The sequence below is a fragment of the Pseudomonas sp. NFACC04-2 genome (assembly GCF_900119265.1).
In the GTDB taxonomy this organism is placed as follows: domain Bacteria; phylum Pseudomonadota; class Gammaproteobacteria; order Pseudomonadales; family Pseudomonadaceae; genus Aquipseudomonas; species Aquipseudomonas fluorescens_AA.
The window spans coordinates 85,413-102,578 of record NZ_FPJC01000003.1 but is presented as its reverse complement, the minus strand read 5'-3'; the positions used below and the strand labels follow the sequence as shown (position 1 = coordinate 102,578).

Sequence of the window (17,166 nt, the reverse complement as noted above, 5' to 3'; positions counted from 1 at the left end):
GACGGCATATTTCATGTATCGATCCGTATCGTTGCGCGCTGTGATGTGTTTAAGCACGTTGTTCCCGGCGGCCATGTTGCAGGCGGCCCCGGACGCCGACATCGAGGCCCTGAAACAGGAACTTCTTGAGCTCAAGCAACGATACGAGGTCCAGCAGAAAGCCCTGGCGGTGCTCGAACAACGGGTCCGCCAGGTAGAGGACCAACCCACCACGCCACAGCCCAAGCGCCTGGCCAAATCCCCGGCCGACATGAAAGGCAACCAGACCGTGGCCGGCAGCGGTGCGGCAGCGGCCGGCGGCAGCGGCTATGGGCAATCCCTGGCCGAGGATTCCCAGCCGGCCCAGAGTGTCTCCAATCTTTATGACGAGGCCAGCGGCTTCTTCGGCGGTGGCAAGTTCAGTTTCGAGACCGGCGTGACCTATTCGCGCTACGACACGCGGCAACTGATCCTCAACGGCTTCCTGGCCCTGGATTCGATTTTTCTGGGCAACATCAACCTCGACCGGATCAAGGCCGATACCTGGACGCTGGACCTCACCGGCCGCTATAACTTCGATAATCGCTGGCAGTTCGACCTTAATGTGCCAGTGGTCTACCGCGAATCCACGTATCAGTCAGGCGGCGCGAACAACGGCGCGGCCGGGGTCACCAGCGAAGAAACCGTGACCCGCGATCCCACCATCGGCGACGTCAACTTCGGCATCGCCTACAAGTTCATGGATGAGTCGATCAACTCTCCGGACGCGGTCGTCACCCTGCGGGTGAAGGCGCCCACCGGCAAGGACCCGTTTGGCATCAAGCTGCGCCAATCCCAGGCCAACACCAACCTGTTCGTACCTGACGACTTGCCAACCGGCAACGGCGTGTGGTCGATCACGCCCGGGCTCTCGCTGGTCAAGACCTTCGACCCGGCAGTCCTGTTCGGCACCCTGTCCTACACCCATAATTTCGAAGAATCGTTCGACGACATCAGCTCCACCGTCAACCAGAAGGTACCGGGCAAAGTGCGGATCGGCGACAGCTTCCAGCTCGGTGCGGGCATTGCCTTTGCCTTGAACGAGAAGATGAGCATGTCGTTCTCGGTCTCTGACCTGATCCAAAAGAAAAGCAAGCTCAAACAGGACGGTGGCGACTGGGAGTCGGTGACCTCCAGCGACGCCAACGCCGGTTACTTCAACATCGGCATGACCGTCGCCGCATCCGACAACCTGACCATCGTGCCCAACCTGTCCATCGGGCTGACCGACGATGCGCCGGATTTCACCTTTAGCCTGAAATTCCCGTATTACTTCTGATGCCCTCAGGGGTATGTGATGGACACATATTTCAAGGGCACTGCAAAACTACTGTGGGAGCGGGCTTGCTCGCGAAGGCGGTGTGTCAGTGACATGGATCAACCTGACACACCGCCTTCGCGAGCAAGCCCGCTCCCACAATGGGTTGTGTGTAGGCTTCTAGCGAATCTGATGCTTGTGCAGCAGACGGTAGAACGTCGGCCGGGATACGCCCAGCACCCGGGCGGCCACGCTCAGGTTGTCGCTGTGCCGGTTGAGCACATCGCTCAGGGCCTGGCGCTCGGCGCGGGTCTTGTAATCCTCCAGCGTGCCCATTGGCGCAGCGACGCCCTGCTGGCTGGCCAGGCCGAGGTCCCGGGCTTCAATTTGCCGCCCTTCGGCCAGGACCAACCCGCGACGGACGCGGTTGGCCAGCTCCCGCACATTCCCGGGCCAGTCGTGCATGCCCATCGCCACCAATGCATCCTCGCTGAAGCTGCGGGGGCGACGGCCGGTTTCCTGGCTGTAGAAATGGGAAAAGTGACTGGCGAGCATCGCCAGGTCGCCATGGCGTTCGCGCAAGGGCGCCATCGCCACTTGCAACACGTTCAGGCGGTAGTAGAGATCCTCGCGAAAACGCTTTTGCTCAATGGCCGCCTCAAGGTCTACATGGGTGGCCGCCAAGACCCGCACATCGACCGCAATCGGTTGGCTGCCACCGACTCGCTCAATGTGCTTTTCCTGCAGGAAACGCAGCAGGTTGGCCTGCAACTCCAACGGCAGGTCGCCAATTTCATCGAGAAACAGCGTACCACCATGGGCCGCCTCGATCCGTCCGATCTTGCGCTGGTGCGCTCCCGTGAATGCGCCCTTTTCATGACCGAACAGCTCGGATTGGATCAGGTGCTCCGGAATCGCACCGCAGTTGATAGCAATGAACGGTTTGTTACGCCGATGAGACTGACAATGCAGGGTCCGCGCCACCAGCTCCTTGCCGGTGCCGCTCTCACCGCGAATCAACACCGGCGACTCGGCAGGCGCCAACTTGCTCAATAACTTGCGCAGCTCGCGGATCGGTTTGCTGTCGCCCAGCAGTTCATGTTCGGGCTGATCGATGTGAATCGAGCCCTGCCCCCGCAGACGCGCCATGCCAAACGCCCGGCCCAGGGTCACTTGGACCCTGGACACGTCGAACGGCAAGGTATGGAAGTCAAAAAACCATTCGCAGACAAAGTCACCGACGTTTTGCAGGCGCAACACTTCCTGGCTGAGCACGGCAATCCATTCGGTGCCGCTGCGGCTGATCAACTCCTTGACCGCTTCCGGACGCTCCAGGTGAAAAGGCTGCAAGCGCAACAGGCCGACGTCACAGGTCCGATCGCCGGCGTGTTCGAGGGCGCAACTGTCCACGTCCCAACCAATGGCGCGTAGACCTGGCAATAGGCGATGACAATCATCGCAGGGATCAACCACGAGCAGACGACGTGACGTACTGGCTTCGACCATGACTGATCCTTGGCGCCAAAATAAAGAAATATGAGTAGAAACAGTCGTTTGGCAAACCTGCATGTAACAGTAGCAAGAAGTTGACGCACCCTTGTATCAATTGATTATCGAGATCACCTCAAACTGGTTATAAGCGAGTGTTTCGTTAGTTGTCCCAGGCGCTTTTCTTTCATGGCGCTTTCAAACAAAAGACCAAAAGCCTGGTCTGAAAGAAAATCGAAATTTATTTAAATAATGTGTGACCCGCCTACGGGTTCGGGACATCAGTACAAGTAACCAGCCGCACGGTACGCCCAACCGACGGCACATCATTTGTTTGGGCACACTTAAGAGAAAATGCCATGAACGCCCCGCTCCGTATCAACGAAGCTCTTTTGATTGCCGACCGCGCATTCCGTCCTTTCCAATGCGTGGCCTGGGCTCCACAAGACGGTAACGGTGAACTTAGCCTGACCGTCATCGACCGCACCAATACCCATATTGGCCGCACGCAGATTCCAAGCAGCGCCTATACCGACCCGGTCCAACTGGCCGATCTGTTGAAACAGGCCCGTGCCGAATTGAGCCAGGAAGGCTACACCTTGCAATCCTGGTCGATGCCTGAATAAAACGCCGGTAGAGGCTGTTATCGATTGCAGGCTTGGCATTGGGTTGTAAAGCCATTGTTATGGCACGCATCGCCCCTGTAACTGCAGTACCTGCCAGTTGTGCATTGTCACATTCAGGGATTGAATGTTGCCCTCATGCAGTCATCGCCCCTTCGGGCCGGTCGACACGCAAGGAGAGGCAGGCATGCTCGATCAGTTCGCGTTTGTACTCCCCCAGGCCATGACCCGTGCCGGGCAACTTGACCCAGGCTTTGCCGCCAACGGCAAAGCCTGGGTTCATTTCGAAGACAGCACCTCGAGCCTGATCACCGGGTTGACCCTCGACCGTGCCGGCCGAATCCTGGTCGCGGCCAGGATAGAAACCGTCCATGGCAGCCGGTTCGGGTTGGCGCGACTCAACCACGACGGTTCGACCGATCCGGGTTTCGGCAGCCACGGCTGTGTGATCGGTGCGTTCGAACAGGGCTTCGAAGCGACGGCGGGCAACGTGATCGAGCTGCCCGACGGGCATATCCTGCTGTCCGGCCTACACTACGAAAACAACGAACACACCCTTCCCGCCCTGGCGCTGTTCGATCAACAGGGCCATGCCGTCCAGAGCTTCGGCAACGCTGGCCGACACATCATCCGGCTCTGCGGCCACCTCTCCCAAGGCCTGCGCGATCCCTGGCTACCGCCCGGTGTGCCGGGGCTCGAAGCCTGCGACATGCAAGTGCAGGCCGATGGCCGGATCCTCTTGCTCGCCAACCATCACTACCAATTGTCCGACCATGTCGGCGTACTGATCCGGCTCCTGCCGGACGGGGCCCTGGATACCTCGTTCAACGGTCGCGGCTTCGTGATGGTCCGACGCGCGTTGAAAAATACTTGGCTCGGCTGCCTGATGCTCCAGGCTGACGGCCATATTGTCGTCGGCGGCGCCATTGACTTGCCCCAGCATGTCTTGATCGCCCGCTATGACAGCAGCGGCAAGCTCGATGACAGCTTCGGCGAAGAGGGCTTTCTGTCCATCCTGGCGCAGGGTCATAGCGTGATGGTCAGCCAGATCGTTCAAGATGCGAACGGCGATTTACAAGCCTTTGGCAGCAGCCGCGATCCGATGCATAGCCTATCCCTGAAGGTGCGCCGGGACGGCACGCCGGATCGTCATTGCAATCAGGGCCAGTGCCAGCTCATGGCGATCGGGCGCAACGCCAGCCAGTGGACCGCCGCCCAGCTTCAACCGGACGGCAAGCTGGTGACCGCTGGCGCGACCATTGGTGGTATCGAAGCCGACTTCGTGCTCGCCCGGCATTTGCCGGATGCCAGCCTCGATCCGGATTTCGGTGAAGGCAAAGGCTGGGTCCGCACGCGACTCGGCTACAGTCTGGACACCGCAACCGCCCTTGCGGTGCAGGCTGATGGCAGAATCCTGGTGGGTGGCTACTCGCTCCAGGGGCATTATCGAGCGGTGATTGCGCGGTATTGGGCCTGAGTCAGGTCGTCGTAGGCGAACGGTATTCATGCCTACGCTTGATATTCCCCATTTGTTACGGCAAGTTGCGCGCTTCTAATTAAAAGGAGCAGCCAATGTCCGGTTCGATGGCTCAAGCTTTCGCGCACAACTTTCTTGGGCATTCCCCGCGCTGGTACAAGGCGTGCATCATCACCTTTCTGGTTCTCAACGCCGTGGTGCTGTGGACCCTCGGTCCGGTAGTCGCCGGCTGGATGCTGGTCGTGGAGTTCATTTTCACCCTCGCCATGGCCCTCAAATGCTACCCGCTGATGCCCGGTGGTCTGCTACTGGTCGAAGCCCTGCTGTTGGGCATGACCACACCCAAGGCGCTGTACGATGAATTGCTGCATAACTTCCCGGTCATCTTGCTGCTGATGTTCATGGTGGCCGGAATCTACTTCATGAAGGACCTGCTGCTGTTTCTGTTCTCGCGCCTGCTCCTGGGTGTGCGCTCCAAGGCGCTGTTGGCCTTGATGTTCTGCTTCCTCTCGGCATTTCTGTCGGCGTTCCTCGATGCCTTGACCGTCACGGCGGTGATCATCAGCGCCGCGGTGGGTTTTTATTCGGTGTACCACCGCGTGGCATCGGGCAACGATCCGCGCCAGGACAGCAGCGTCGATGAAGACCACAACTTGCCATCGCTGCATCATGGCGACCTGGACCAGTTCCGGGCATTCCTGCGCAGCCTGCTGATGCATGGTGCCGTCGGCACGGCGCTGGGCGGCGTCTGCACCCTGGTAGGCGAACCGCAGAACCTGCTGATCGGCCATGAGATGGGCTGGCATTTCGCTGACTTTTTCCTGAAAGTCGCGCCGGTGTCGCTGCCGGTGCTCGCGGCCGGGCTGGTGACCTGTGTGGCCCTGGAAAAGCTGCGCTGGTTCGGTTACGGCACGCTGCTGCCGGACAACGTTCGCACCGTGCTGGCCGATTACGCTGAGCAGGACAATCGCGAGCGCACCGCACGCCAGCGCGCAGCCCTGATCGTCCAGGGTCTTGCCGCGCTTATCCTGATCGTCTGCCTGGCCCTGCACATTGCCGAAGTCGGCCTGATCGGCTTGATGGTCATCGTGTTGATTACCGCCTTCACCGGCATCACCGACGAGCATCGACTGGGCAATGCGTTCAAGGACGCCATGCCGTTCACCTCGCTGCTGGTGGTGTTCTTTGCAGTGGTCGCGGTCATTCACGACCAGCAGTTGTTCACGCCGCTGATCCAATGGGTCCTGGCTTTGCCCGCCGACCAGCAGCCCGGCATGCTGTTCATCGCCAACGGCCTGCTCTCGGCCATCAGCGATAACGTGTTCGTGGCGACCATCTACATCACCGAGGTCAAGCAGGCCTTCATCTCCGGCCACATGAGCCGCGAACAGTTCGAGACCCTGGCGGTGGCCATCAACACCGGCACCAACCTGCCGAGCGTCGCGACACCCAACGGCCAGGCTGCGTTCCTGTTCCTGCTGACCTCGGCGATTGCACCGCTGATTCGCCTGTCTTATGGCCGGATGGTCTGGATGGCCCTGCCCTATACCGTGGTGATGGGCGGCTTGGGCTGGTATGCGGTGACGTACTGGCTGTAGAAAACCCGTGGCGAGGGAGCTTGCTCCCGCTGGGCTGCGCAGCAGCCCTCATCGCTGCAATCTGAAGCCTGACACATAGGACTCGCTGGCTTGAGGGGCGCTTCGCGCCCCAGCGGGAGCAAGCTCCCTCGCCACAAAAGCCAGGGCGGTCTATCGCGACAGGATGTACCGCTCGATCGCCAGGGCTGCGCCGTCTTCGGTCACGGCGGCGGTCACCACATCCGCCTGGCGCCTGATCGCCTCCTCCGCCTGGCCCATGGCAATCGACAATCCCGCCCGATGAAACATCGCCGGGTCGTTGCCACCGTCGCCCATGGCCGCGGTCTGCTCCAGCGGCACGTCGAGGAAGGCGGCCAGGGTCGACAGCGCTTCCCCTTTGTTCGCCTTCATCGCCGTCACATCCAGGTAGATCGGTTGCGAACGCGACACCTGGGCCTGGCCCTTGAGCAGCGGATGCAGTCGAGCCTCCAGCTCCACCAGCAGATCGGTGTTGGCGCTGGTGGCGACGATCTTGTCGATCCGCTCCAGGTAAGGCTCGAAACTCTCGACTTCAACCGGTGGGTAGCCCAGGCCACGCGTCTCCACCGGCACCATCGGCCCGTGGGCGTCGCGTACGAGCCAGTCGCCATCAGCGAATACCCAGACTTCGATGCCCGGCTGATCGGCGTACAGCGCCAGTGTGGCCAGTGCCGCCTCGGGCGGCAGATAATGGACTGCGAGGAAGCTGCCGTCGGGATGAACCAGGGTGCCGCCGTTGAACGCCGCCGTGGGCAGGTCGACGCCCAGGGCCTCGATCTGCTGCAACATGGCCCGCGGCGGCCGCCCGGTGGCAAGGCTGAACAGCACACCGGCCTCACGCAATGAGCGAACCGCTTCGATGGTACGCTGGTTGAGACTGTGATCAGGCAACAGCAGTGTGCCGTCCATGTCGCTGAGTAAAAACCGGATGGGGCGCTTCACCAGATCACTCATCCCAGGCCATGCCAGACGCGACTGTCGCGGGTTAGCAAGTCATCGGCCGCCGCCGGGCCATCTTCGCCAGCCTTGTAGGGCTGGACCGTTGCGTCCTGCTGCCATGCATCGAGGAACGGTTGCACGGCGCGCCAGCCGTTTTCGATATTGTCGGCGCGCTGGAACAGGGTCTGGTCACCGGTCAGGCAATCGTAGATCAGGGTTTCGTAACCCGTGGACGGCTGCATTTCGAAGAAGTCCTTATAGGCAAAGCCCAATTCGATATTGGCCATGTCGAGCGCCGGCCCCGGCCGCTTGGCCAGCAGGTCGAACCACATGCCTTCATTGGGCTGAATCTGGATTCTCAAGTACGTGGGTTGCAGTTCGTCGACTTCAGTGTCGCGAAACTGCGCGTAAGGCGCCGGCTTGAAGCAGATGACGATCTCCGTGTCCCGCACGCTCATGCGCTTACCGGTACGCAAGTAGAACGGTACGCCCACCCAACGCCAGTTATCGATCATGACCTTGAGGGCCACGTACGTCTCGGTGTTGCTGTCGGCGGCGACGTTGGCTTCCTGGCGATAACCGGTCACCGCCTTGCCAGCGACCTCGCCGGCGGTGTACTGGCCGCGGATCGAGTTGGCGCGGGCCTGTTCCACCGACCAGGGCCGGATCGCCCCGACGACCTTGGCCTTTTCCCCACGCACCGCGTCAGCCCCAAATGCCGCTGGCGGCTCCATGGCCACCATCGCCAGCAATTGGAACAGATGGTTGGGCACCATGTCCCGCAGGGCGCCGGTGTGTTCATAAAAACTGCCACGGGTTTCCACACCGACGGTTTCGGCGGCGGTGATTTGTACGTGGTCGATGTAGTGGTTGTTCCAGAACGCCTCGAACAGGCTGTTGGAGAAACGGCTGACCAGAATATTCTGCACCGTCTCCTTGCCCAGGTAATGGTCGATGCGATAGATCTGTTTCTCGCTCATGACCTTGAGCAGGCAGGCGTTCAGCGCTTCGGCGGTTTGCAGGTCGGAGCCGAACGGTTTTTCGATCACCACCCGCCGGAAAGCCCCCTGCTGCTCCTGAAGCAGCCCGGCCGCACCGAGGCGGCTGACCACTTCACTGAAAAAACGCGGCGCGGTCGCCAGGTAGAAGACCGCGTTGCCGGTGCCGCTGGCGGCGATTTTCGCCGCCAGCGCCTGGTAGGTGCCGTCATCGAGGAAATCACCCTGGACGTAGCTGATGCCCTGGGCCAGCTTGGCCCACAGCGCCGGATCGAGCGCGCGGTCGGCATCACCGCCCTTGCTCGCCGCTTCGTTACGGATGAAGTCTTCGAGCTTCTTGGCAAAATCCACATCGCTGATGGCGTTGTGGTCAACTCCGACGATGCGCAGCCCATCATCCAGCAGACCGTCGCGGCTGAGGTGGTAAAGCGCCGGCATGAGCAGCCGCTTGACCAGATCGCCATGGGCGCCGAACAGGAACAACGTAGTCGGCGGCGCGGGTTCTGCCTTGGATTTGCTGGCGATCGAGGTCATTTCTTCGGCGTCTCCACGTGGCCGCCAAAGCCGAAGCGCATGGCCGAGAGCATTTTGTCGCCGTAGGTACTTTGCTGGCGCGAGCGGAAACGGGCGAAGAGCGAGCTGGACAGGACCGGAACCGGCACCGCTTGCTCGATGGCGGCCTCGATGGTCCAGCGCCCTTCCCCACTGTCGGCGACTTTACCGGAAAAGCCGTCCAGTTTCGGATCGCTGGCCAACGCGTCAGCGGTCAAGTCCAGCAACCACGACGACACCACGCTGCCGCGCCGCCAGACTTCGGCGATATCGGCGACATTCAGGTCAAAACGCTGCTCCGGTGGCAGGCTTTCGCTGGATTTGGTCTTGAGGATGTCGAAGCCCTCGGCGAAGGCCTGCATCATGCCGTATTCGATGCCGTTGTGGATCATCTTCACGAAATGCCCCGAACCCGCCGGGCCCGCGTGGATGTAGCCACGTTCGGCACGGTCATCGTCGGATTTGCGGTCACGGGTGCGCGGGATGTCGCCCATGCCCGGCGCCAGGCTGTCGAACAGCGGGTCCAGGCGCTTCACCACCTCGGCCTCGCCGCCAATCATCATGCAGTAACCGCGTTCCAGACCCCAGACACCGCCGGAGGTGCCGACATCGACGTAGCTCAGGCCTTTTTCCGACAGGGCCTGGGCGCGACGGATGTCGTCCTTGTAATACGTGTTACCGCCGTCAATGATCACATCGCCCGGTTCGAGCAGCTCGCTGAGGACGTTGATGGTGTCTTCGGTGGGTGCGCCGGCCGGCAGCATCACCCAGACCGCCCGTGGTTTTTCCAGGCCGGCAACCAGCGCCTGCAGGTCCGCGACGCCCGTGGCGCCTTCTTGGCGCAGGTTTTCGACAAAAGCGGCATTGCGGTCATAGACGACGGTGGTGTGCCCATTGAGCATCAGGCGCCGCGCAATATTGCCGCCCATGCGGCCCAGTCCAATGATCCCGAGTTGCATGTGCTGATGCTCCCTACTACAAATAAAGGTGTGTCAAAGATTTAACACTATCGACTAATGGAGGTTAGTCCAGAGCATTGCTGCATAGTTTCCGGGTAATTCGAGCGACCACAAGGGATAACGCTCAAGATCCGGCCCAAGACACAGCCGACCATGAAAAATAAAAAAGTTCCAATCACAAGCAAAAGAAATCAGAATCGGCGCCGATAGTAGAGGTGTCGACCAAATCATGGCGACATCTCTATAGTTGATGTACGCCATTTGCGAGGTGAGCAATGGGCCCTGTCGTTACCGCACGTCCTCCCCAAACCCTTTATGTGACCATTCGTCGCGATGAATTGCGCCTACTCAAGGAAGAACGCGATCTGCTGCTCGATGAAGTGACGCAGTTGCGCATGCAGCTGCAACACGCACAGCTGTCCCACCAGAGCCAGTCCCTGGCTCGGTAACCGCCCCAGAGGCACAGCACCAGAAAAGTGGCACTGGCTCCAAGCCGGTGTCACTGATACTCCCGCGCCGCAAGATGGGCACCTCGTCCTCTGTCTTGTCATCGCGGCCTTCCTTGCGTTTTGTATCCGAAAAACTCACAAAGTTTTCACAACCGGCTCGCAATACTCCCCGCCTTTAGGGTTGCTCGGCGCAGGCCTGCGGTCACCAATCCGGTGCCGGCAGCTTCGTCGATATAAGGCTGGAGCGCTTGATGAGCTTGTTCAAACGCAGCAAAACGACTGCGAAAGGTTTCGACTGGGCCGGACTCGGCTGGCTGTTTCTGTTCTTCTGGTACTTCTCGGGTATCACCCAACTGCTCATCCTGTTGAGCGACACCTCCGGTTTCACCGGCTTTCGCCAAGCGTTCGTGATGAGTGCGGTGTGGCTGGCGCCCCTGCTGCTCTTCCCCGCCCGTACACGCTTGCTCGCGGCATTGATCGGTGTGGTGCTGTGGGCCTGCTCCATGGCCAGCCTGGGCTACTTCTTCATTTACCAGCAGGAATTTTCCCAGAGCGTCATCTTCATCATGTTCGAATCGAACGTGTCTGAAGCCGGCGAGTACCTGACCCAATATTTTGCCTGGTGGATGGTGGCGGCGTTCCTGGCCCACACCGCCGTGGGTTATTGGCTCTGGTCCCGCCTGCGTCCGGTGTACCTGCCTCGGGGCCAGGCCATGGTCGCCGCAGCCGTCATCGTGCTCGCCGTCGTCGGTTATCCGCTGGTCAAGCAGACCCTGCGCACCGGCAGCTTCGCCGGTGGCCTGGAGAAATTCGAAGATCGCATCGAGCCGGCCGTGCCGTGGCAGATGCTGGTGGCCTATCGTCGCTACGGTGAACAGCTGGAAAACATGCAAGGCATGCTCCACAGCGCCAGCAAGATTGCTCCCCTGAGCAATTTCAAGGATGCAATGGCAGAACAGCCGGCCACCCTGGTGCTGGTGATCGGCGAATCCACCAACCGCCAGCGCATGAGCCTGTACGGTTACCCGCGGGAAACCACGCCGGAGCTGGACAAGCTCAAGGACCAGCTTTCGGTGTTCGACAATGTCATCACCCCGCGCCCCTACACCATCGAAGCGCTGCAACAGGTGCTGACATTCGCCGACGAGGAGAATCCAGACCTGTACCTGAGTACGCCATCATTGGTGAGCATGATGAAGCAGGCCGGCTACAAGACCTTCTGGATCACCAACCAGCAGACCATGACCAAGCGCAACACCATGCTCACGACCTTTTCCCAGCAGGCCGACGAACAGGTGTACCTGAACAACAACCGCAACCAGAATGCCGCGCAGTACGATGGCGACGTGATCGAGCCGTTCAACAAGGCCTTGGGCGACAGTGCCCCGCGCAAGCTGATCGTGGTGCACCTGCTCGGCACCCACATGAGCTATCAGTACCGGTATCCGCCGACGTTCAACAAATTCACTGACCGCCAGGGCGTACCGGCGGGCCTGCGTGACGATCAGGTCCCGACCTACAACAGCTACGACAACGCCGTGCTGTACAACGACTTTGTCGTGTCGAGCCTGATCAAGGATTACGCCAAGACCGATCCCAACGGCTTCCTGCTGTACCTCTCGGACCACGGCGAAGACGTGTTCGACTCGCCGGGACACGGCACGCTGGGTCGTAACGAAGGCAAACCGACCGCACCGATGTACACCATTCCCTTCATGGCCTGGGCTTCGCCCAAGTGGCGCGAAAACCATGACTGGAACTTTGCCGGCGACCTGTCACGGCCCTACAGCAGTTCACACCTGATCCACACCTGGGCGGACCTCGCCGGCTTGAGTTTTGACGAGCTGGACCACAGCAAGAGCCTGGTCAGCGATGACTTCAAGGCCCGCCCGCTGCTGATCGGCAACCCGTATCAAACCCCACGCAAGGCCCTGATCGACTTCAGCCTGATGCAGCCCAAGGCACCACTGGCCGAAGTCGTGCAGAAATAACCGAAACCGACCGGATGCCCGCTTTTACAGGGGCTTGATCCAGAACTGCATAGGACCGTGGGCTGGATCGAACATGCCGGGGGCAAAGCCGAACTTGGCGTAGCTGCCCTGTGCCACGGCATTTTCCTGGAGCACTTCCAGGGTAATCTTGCAGCAACCGCGCTGGCGGGAAATATCCTCGACCTTCTGCAGCATCTTCTGGCTCAACCCGAGGCCGCGAAACTCCGGCATGACCGCCACGTCGTGGATGTTCACCAACGGCCGGCAGGCAAAGGTAGAAAAACCTTCGAAACAATTGACCAGCCCCGCCGGCTCGCCGTTGACGAAAGCCAGCACGCTGAAAGCATGAGGACGCTTGGCCAGTTCTTCGGGCAGGTGCAACAGGACCTCGGCCGGCAACGGATGTCCTCCGCCCATCGGGTCCTGCGCATAGCCGTTGAGCACATGACAGATCGCTTCGGCGTGGACCGGGTTGGTGTAGCTGGCTTGCAGAACAAGAATGTCCTTGGCTTCTTCCATGACCTTCGATCTCATTTCGGTAGTACCGGCGGCTCGACGCCGTCGGCGGGATACAGGTCAGGCTGGCTGACCAAAACGTTGCATTTGCATTTCCTGGAGGCGACTGAGCGTACGGCGAAACGGGAATTGCAGATAGCCCTCGGTGTACAACTCATCCACCGGCACCGCAGCCGAAAGGCACAACGGTACCTTGCGGTCGTAGCATTCATCGACCAGGGCGATGAACCGCCGCACGCCATCGTCGTGGACCGACAACTGCGGCAACTCACGGTCACCGGCCACGACCCGTTCAACGCCGTCCTCGGTGCCACGGGCAATGCGCCCTTCGCGCTGTTCGGCGCTCAGGCAGGGCACATCACTGAGCAGGATGACGTTGAAGCGGTCACACAGCGCCATGAAATCCAACGCCGAGAATGGTTGCTCACACAGGTCGGCGTAACGGCTCCAGAGCACCGTATCGCTGGCCTGGACCGGTTCAAGCAGACGATGGCCCACGTCAATCGGCGCGCGGCTCGACACCTGCCCAGCGGTCAACAGGTTGTAGACATCACCCAGCGGATCGGGTTGCCCGGGATCGCGCAGCCAGTAACGCTGCTGCAATTGGCCTGGGTGCTGGCGATGGTCTTGCCAACCGTTCACCGGCACGATCTGCATGTGCTGCTTGATCGCGGTGATGGTCGGCAGGAAACGCTCACGGTTGTGGCCGTTGGCATAGAGTTCTTCCGGTGGCAGGTTGGAGGTGCTCACCATCACCATGCCCAGTTCGAACATCACCTGGAACAAGCGCCCGAGGATGATCGCATCACCAATGTCGTTGACGAACAGCTCGTCGAAACACAATACCCGTACTTCTGCGCTCAACTCCCGGGCCAGGGCTTGCAAAGGATCCGGCGTGCCGGTGAGCTGGAACGAACGCTGGTGCACCCACGCCATGAAATGATGGAAGTGCTGACGGCGGGCCGGCACCTTGAGGCTTTCATAAAAGCGGTCCATCAGCCAGGTCTTGCCACGCCCCACCGGGCCCCAGAGATAAACGCCCTTGATCGACTTGCGCCCTTCATGCAAGGCCTGGTGGCATTGCTCCAGCGCCATGATGGCCAATTCCTGGGCCTCGTCCTGGACGAAACCGTGGTGTTCGATGGCATGCTGCCAGGCAGTCAAGGGGGAGTCGAAAGTCATACGGCCCGGGTCCGGAAAACGAAGGTGGGGAGTATGCCATGACAGCGAGGGCGCTTGCTCCCGCCGCGGCGCGCTGTAGGAGCTGTGTAGGAGCTGTCGAGTGCAACGAGGCTGCGATCTTTCCCCGGGCACTTGAATCTCAAGCGAAAGAAAGCAAAAGATCAAAAGATCGCAGCCTTCGGCAGCTCCTACGAACCGAGCGGGGCCACAACAGCCCGGCTGCAGAACTTAGATTGAGATATCCAACCGACTGATCTTGCCCTGCTCATCGAGTCGAAAGGTATAACGCAGCTCCAGCGGGCTGCCGGGGAATGTTCCGGAGATCAGGTTCTGCACCAGCACCTTGCCAGTGCGCTGCTGCACGTTGAGGACTTCCACCCGCGGCTGGAATCGCTGGGCGGTGTCTTCCATCCATTGGGCGATGGCCTGGGTGCCAACACGGTGCTGGCCTTCATCGAACACGTTGGCATCCTCGGCGAAAAAACGCGTCACCGCCGAACTGTCACGGGCATTGGCAGCCGCAATGTAGCCGGCGATGGCCGGGGCCAGGGAAGAGACGGGATTGGACATGGTACGGCTCCTTGTTTTATCGATCTGGCACCATGCTAGAACAGCGTTGTGTCAGTTTTTGTCAGGAGTGAAGCGCCCGGTTTCGTCCAACTTCATCAACGCAAACCAGTCCCGCAACAAATCGCTGCGCCGGCCCGGATACCGCTCGCCCTGCTCGGTGGCCGAGGCAATCCGGTCGGTGCGAAAGGTGCGATAGGCGCCGCGCAATTCGCACCAGGCCACCACCACCCGCGCCTCATTGAAAAAGCCCAGGGCCAGCGGCCAGATCAGGCGTTGACTCGGGGTCTTGTTGACGTCGGCGTAGTCGATGTGCAGCTTGGCCTGGGCACGAATGGCCTGGCGGTAGACATTCAGCTCCACGGTGTTCTGCGGATAGCCATAACCCGGTGGGCCAGGCAGTACCGTAGGGTTGCGCAACGCATCCCGCACATCAGGGGCCAGCACTGCGGCAACCTTCGCCAGGGCGTCGGCGGCCGCCTTGCCCAGCACCTCGTCGGCGCGCTGATCCACGTAGCGCAAGCCCAGCACAATGGCTTCGATTTCATCGGCGGTGAACATCAGTGGCGGCAGGAACAGGCCGCTGCGCAATACATAACCAATGCCCGCCTCGCCCTGGATCGGCGCGCCGAGGGCCGTGAGTTCGGCAATGTCGCGGTACAAGGTACGCTCGGATACATTCAGTTCACCCGCCAACGTCGCAGCGGTGACCGGGCAACGCTTGCCCCGCAAGACTTGCAGTAAAGTGAGCAGCCGAGTGGTACGTGACACGATGGACTGTCCGCAAAGAAAAAGATGACGCAGATTAGCAGAGGCTGGTGTCAGAAACTGTCAGGAGCCCCCTTACTATCCAATCGCTGTGGCATGGGCTTTTGTGGCGAGGGAGCTTGCTCCCGCTGGGCTGCGTAGCGGCCCCAAGCTTCTGCGGTTGCTGTGCAACCGAGCGGGAGCAAGCTCCCTCGCCACAAAAGCGCCCTATCCAAGGGTTCGTGGGTCGCCGTGGGGCACCTGTGGGGTATCGTGCTCAATCGCTTCCGGTTTTTTATTCTTTGAGAGTCAATCCATGCGCAGAATCCTTGGCCTTTCCGTATTCCTGATCCTGCTCAGCCTCAACGCCTGCGCCCTCTTTCCGCACCGTGACCCTCTGAACATCAACGTGGTCGGCATCGAACCGCTGCCCAACCAGGGCCTGGAGGTGCGCTTCGCCGTGAAGCTGCGTGTGCAGAACCCCAACGAAACGACCATCGACTACAACGGCGTGGCGCTGGACCTGGAGGTCAACGGCCGTACGCTGGCGACCGGGGTCAGTGACCAGACCGGCTCGATCCCGCGCTTTTCCGAAGCGATCCTGAGCGTCCCGGTGAGCATTTCGGCGTTTTCCGTGCTGCGCCAGACTCTGGGCCTGAGCAAGACCCAAAGCCTGGACAACCTGCCCTATGTGCTCAAGGGCAAACTCGCCGGCGGCGTGTTCGGCACCATGCGCTTCGTCGACCGCGGGACCCTCGAACTACCGGGCTCCGCGGCAACATGGTGAATCATGCCATGAAGCGCACGCCAGGCTTAGCGCGCTCGTCCACCACCAGTTCGAACACATCCGGCCTGGCGTAGTGGCCGACCACGTCATAGTCGTAGCGCGCCCGCACCAGGTCATCGGTATCGATTTCGGCGGTCAGTAGCCCGGCGGTGTCTTTCAACGGCCCGGCGAGCACATCGCCCATGGGCCCGACAATCACGCTGCCACCGGCAATCAACGGCCGCTCGGCCGGCCAGTGCGCGACGTCGATACCCAGCGCCTGCGGCGAGGCCTGGACCTGACAGGCACTGACCACAAAACAACGCCCTTCGTGGGCGATATGCCGCATGGTCACCTGCCAGATCTCCCGCTCATCCACCGTTGGCGCACACCAGACCTCCACCCCCTTGGCGTACATCGCGGTGCGCAGCAGCGGCATCATGTTTTCCCAGCACACCGCCGCGCCAACCCGGCCAACCTGGCTGTCGATCACCGGCAAGGTCGAACCATCGCCTTTGCCCCAGATCAGCCGCTCGGTGCCGGTGGGCATCAACTTGCGGTGCCGGGCCACCAGGCCCGCATCGGGTTCGAAATACAGCGCGGTGCAATAGAGGGTGCTGCCGACCCGCTCGATGACACCCAGCACCAGGCTCGCCCCCGTACGCGCCGACAGCCCCGCCAGCGCTTCGGTTTCCACGCCGGGCACATCAATGGCGTTGGCAAAATAGCGGGCGAACGCTTCACGCCCCTCCGGCAGCCGGTAACCCAGTTGCGTCCCGAACCCCTCGCCCTTGGGATAGCCACCGAGCAACGCTTCAGGCATCACCACCAAGCGTACGCCGGCTTGGCGAATGGCATCTTCGTAGGAAAGAATCTGCGCCAGGGTCTCGCCCTTGCCGCCAGGCAACGAACCGATCTGCAGGGCAGACACAATGGATTTGGGCATGGTTTTCAACTCCTTGGTCATCAGATGTTGCTGATTCTCAAGGAGCGGCCGATCATGAATAAAGCCCCGAATGC

Annotated in this window: 16 protein-coding genes; 7 read left to right on the top strand and 9 right to left on the bottom strand. The window is 60.9% G+C overall.

Translation table 11 applies throughout. The annotated features are described in order from the left end of the window. The first annotated feature begins 13 nt into the window (after nt 1–13). On the top strand, nt 14–1,297 hold the full coding sequence (locus tag BT125_RS05025) for a transporter (RefSeq protein WP_072405460.1): 1,284 nt from the start codon (nt 14–16) through the stop codon (nt 1,295–1,297). A gap of 159 nt (nt 1,298–1,456) precedes the next feature. Here the strand turns inward: BT125_RS05025 and BT125_RS05020 are convergent, their stop codons facing one another. Further along, nucleotides 1,457–2,782, bottom strand: coding sequence for a sigma-54 dependent transcriptional regulator (locus tag BT125_RS05020; RefSeq protein ID WP_072405459.1), 1,326 nt, complete (start codon nt 2,780–2,782; stop codon nt 1,457–1,459). 341 nt (nt 2,783–3,123) lie between these two features. Between BT125_RS05020 and BT125_RS05015 the strand changes: the two genes are divergently transcribed. The 3 genes from BT125_RS05015 to nhaB all read left to right on the top strand — a co-directional run bounded on the left by BT125_RS05015 (nt 3,124) and on the right by nhaB (nt 6,462). Then, on the top strand, nt 3,124–3,390 hold the full coding sequence (locus BT125_RS05015; protein ID WP_013693488.1) for a hypothetical protein: 267 nt from the start codon (nt 3,124–3,126) through the stop codon (nt 3,388–3,390). A gap of 184 nt (nt 3,391–3,574) precedes the next feature. Further along, nucleotides 3,575–4,864, top strand: a complete 1,290-nt coding sequence (locus BT125_RS05010; RefSeq protein WP_072405458.1) for a hypothetical protein — start codon at nt 3,575–3,577, stop codon at nt 4,862–4,864. A 95-nt stretch (nt 4,865–4,959) separates the two neighbouring features. Further along, on the top strand, nt 4,960–6,462 hold the full coding sequence (gene nhaB / locus BT125_RS05005) for a sodium/proton antiporter NhaB (RefSeq protein ID WP_072405457.1): 1,503 nt from the start codon (nt 4,960–4,962) through the stop codon (nt 6,460–6,462). Between the two features lie 150 nt (nt 6,463–6,612). Here the strand turns inward: nhaB and BT125_RS05000 are convergent, their stop codons facing one another. Genes BT125_RS05000 through gnd form a run of 3 tightly spaced genes read right to left on the bottom strand, consistent with a single transcriptional unit; the run spans nt 6,613 to nt 9,952 of the window. Next, a complete protein-coding gene (locus BT125_RS05000) occupies nt 6,613–7,434 on the bottom strand; it encodes a Cof-type HAD-IIB family hydrolase (RefSeq protein WP_072405456.1) in 822 nt (273 codons plus the stop codon). Next, nucleotides 7,431–8,951, bottom strand: coding sequence for a glucose-6-phosphate dehydrogenase (zwf, locus tag BT125_RS04995; protein ID WP_072405455.1), 1,521 nt, complete (start codon nt 8,949–8,951; stop codon nt 7,431–7,433). Before zwf ends, BT125_RS05000 begins: the two co-directional genes overlap by 4 nt. Then, nucleotides 8,948–9,952 (bottom strand): phosphogluconate dehydrogenase (NAD(+)-dependent, decarboxylating), encoded by a 1,005-nt coding sequence (gene gnd / locus BT125_RS04990; RefSeq protein WP_256573725.1) that lies wholly within the window; start codon nt 9,950–9,952, stop codon nt 8,948–8,950. The genes zwf and gnd overlap by 4 nt, the downstream gene beginning before the upstream one ends. A gap of 251 nt (nt 9,953–10,203) precedes the next feature. Here gnd and BT125_RS29420 point away from each other — a divergent pair, with 251 nt between their 5' ends. Both BT125_RS29420 and BT125_RS04985 read left to right on the top strand, forming a co-directional pair. Next, a complete protein-coding gene (locus BT125_RS29420; RefSeq protein WP_013693491.1) occupies nt 10,204–10,377 on the top strand; it encodes a DUF6026 family protein in 174 nt (57 codons plus the stop codon). A gap of 251 nt (nt 10,378–10,628) precedes the next feature. Continuing rightward, on the top strand, nt 10,629–12,368 hold the full coding sequence (locus BT125_RS04985) for a phosphoethanolamine transferase CptA (protein ID WP_072405453.1): 1,740 nt from the start codon (nt 10,629–10,631) through the stop codon (nt 12,366–12,368). 24 nt (nt 12,369–12,392) lie between these two features. Here BT125_RS04985 and BT125_RS04980 read toward each other — a convergent pair whose 3' ends face one another. From BT125_RS04980 to BT125_RS04965, 4 genes are all read right to left on the bottom strand, one after another. After that, nucleotides 12,393–12,887 carry a GNAT family N-acetyltransferase gene (locus tag BT125_RS04980; RefSeq protein WP_072405452.1) on the bottom strand — a complete coding sequence of 165 codons (495 nt, stop codon included), beginning with the start codon at nt 12,885–12,887 and terminating at the stop codon, nt 12,393–12,395. A 57-nt stretch (nt 12,888–12,944) separates the two neighbouring features. Then, complete coding sequence (gene zapE / locus BT125_RS04975; RefSeq protein WP_072405451.1) at nt 12,945–14,066, bottom strand: cell division protein ZapE; 1,122 nt, start codon at nt 14,064–14,066, stop codon at nt 12,945–12,947. Between the two features lie 228 nt (nt 14,067–14,294). After that, complete coding sequence (locus BT125_RS04970; RefSeq protein WP_003202401.1) at nt 14,295–14,636, bottom strand: nuclear transport factor 2 family protein; 342 nt, start codon at nt 14,634–14,636, stop codon at nt 14,295–14,297. Nucleotides 14,637–14,687: 51 nt separating this feature from the next. Beyond that, nucleotides 14,688–15,404 (bottom strand): helix-turn-helix transcriptional regulator, encoded by a 717-nt coding sequence (locus BT125_RS04965; protein ID WP_060742566.1) that lies wholly within the window; start codon nt 15,402–15,404, stop codon nt 14,688–14,690. Between the two features lie 292 nt (nt 15,405–15,696). Between BT125_RS04965 and BT125_RS04960 the strand changes: the two genes are divergently transcribed. Further along, a complete protein-coding gene (locus tag BT125_RS04960; protein ID WP_072405450.1) occupies nt 15,697–16,167 on the top strand; it encodes an LEA/WHy family protein in 471 nt (156 codons plus the stop codon). A 1-nt stretch (nt 16,168) separates the two neighbouring features. Here the strand turns inward: BT125_RS04960 and BT125_RS04955 are convergent, their stop codons facing one another. Next, nucleotides 16,169–17,092: a carbon-nitrogen hydrolase family protein gene (locus tag BT125_RS04955; RefSeq protein WP_072405726.1), complete on the bottom strand. Its 924-nt coding sequence runs from the start codon at nt 17,090–17,092 to the stop codon at nt 16,169–16,171. Nucleotides 17,093–17,166: the final 74 nt, after the last annotated feature.

Excerpts from the sequence above, each read along its gene's own strand:
- zapE (WP_072405451.1), bottom strand. The coding sequence starts at position 14,066 with ATGACTTTCGACTCCCCCTTGACTGCCTGGCAGCATGCCATCGAACAC.
- nhaB (WP_072405457.1), top strand. The coding sequence starts at position 4,960 with ATGTCCGGTTCGATGGCTCAAGCTTTCGCGCACAACTTTCTTGGGCAT.
- BT125_RS05020 (WP_072405459.1), bottom strand. The coding sequence starts at position 2,782 with ATGGTCGAAGCCAGTACGTCACGTCGTCTGCTCGTGGTTGATCCCTGC.
- BT125_RS04970 (WP_003202401.1), bottom strand. The coding sequence starts at position 14,636 with ATGTCCAATCCCGTCTCTTCCCTGGCCCCGGCCATCGCCGGCTACATT.
- BT125_RS04955 (WP_072405726.1), bottom strand. The coding sequence starts at position 17,092 with ATGCCCAAATCCATTGTGTCTGCCCTGCAGATCGGTTCGTTGCCTGGC.
- BT125_RS04985 (WP_072405453.1), top strand. The coding sequence starts at position 10,629 with ATGAGCTTGTTCAAACGCAGCAAAACGACTGCGAAAGGTTTCGACTGG.
- BT125_RS04980 (WP_072405452.1), bottom strand. The coding sequence starts at position 12,887 with ATGGAAGAAGCCAAGGACATTCTTGTTCTGCAAGCCAGCTACACCAAC.
- BT125_RS05000 (WP_072405456.1), bottom strand. The coding sequence starts at position 7,434 with ATGAGTGATCTGGTGAAGCGCCCCATCCGGTTTTTACTCAGCGACATG.
- BT125_RS29420 (WP_013693491.1), top strand. The coding sequence starts at position 10,204 with ATGGGCCCTGTCGTTACCGCACGTCCTCCCCAAACCCTTTATGTGACC.
- BT125_RS05025 (WP_072405460.1), top strand. The coding sequence starts at position 14 with ATGTATCGATCCGTATCGTTGCGCGCTGTGATGTGTTTAAGCACGTTG.
- zwf (WP_072405455.1), bottom strand. The coding sequence starts at position 8,951 with ATGACCTCGATCGCCAGCAAATCCAAGGCAGAACCCGCGCCGCCGACT.
- BT125_RS05015 (WP_013693488.1), top strand. The coding sequence starts at position 3,124 with ATGAACGCCCCGCTCCGTATCAACGAAGCTCTTTTGATTGCCGACCGC.
- BT125_RS04960 (WP_072405450.1), top strand. The coding sequence starts at position 15,697 with ATGCGCAGAATCCTTGGCCTTTCCGTATTCCTGATCCTGCTCAGCCTC.
- BT125_RS05010 (WP_072405458.1), top strand. The coding sequence starts at position 3,575 with ATGCTCGATCAGTTCGCGTTTGTACTCCCCCAGGCCATGACCCGTGCC.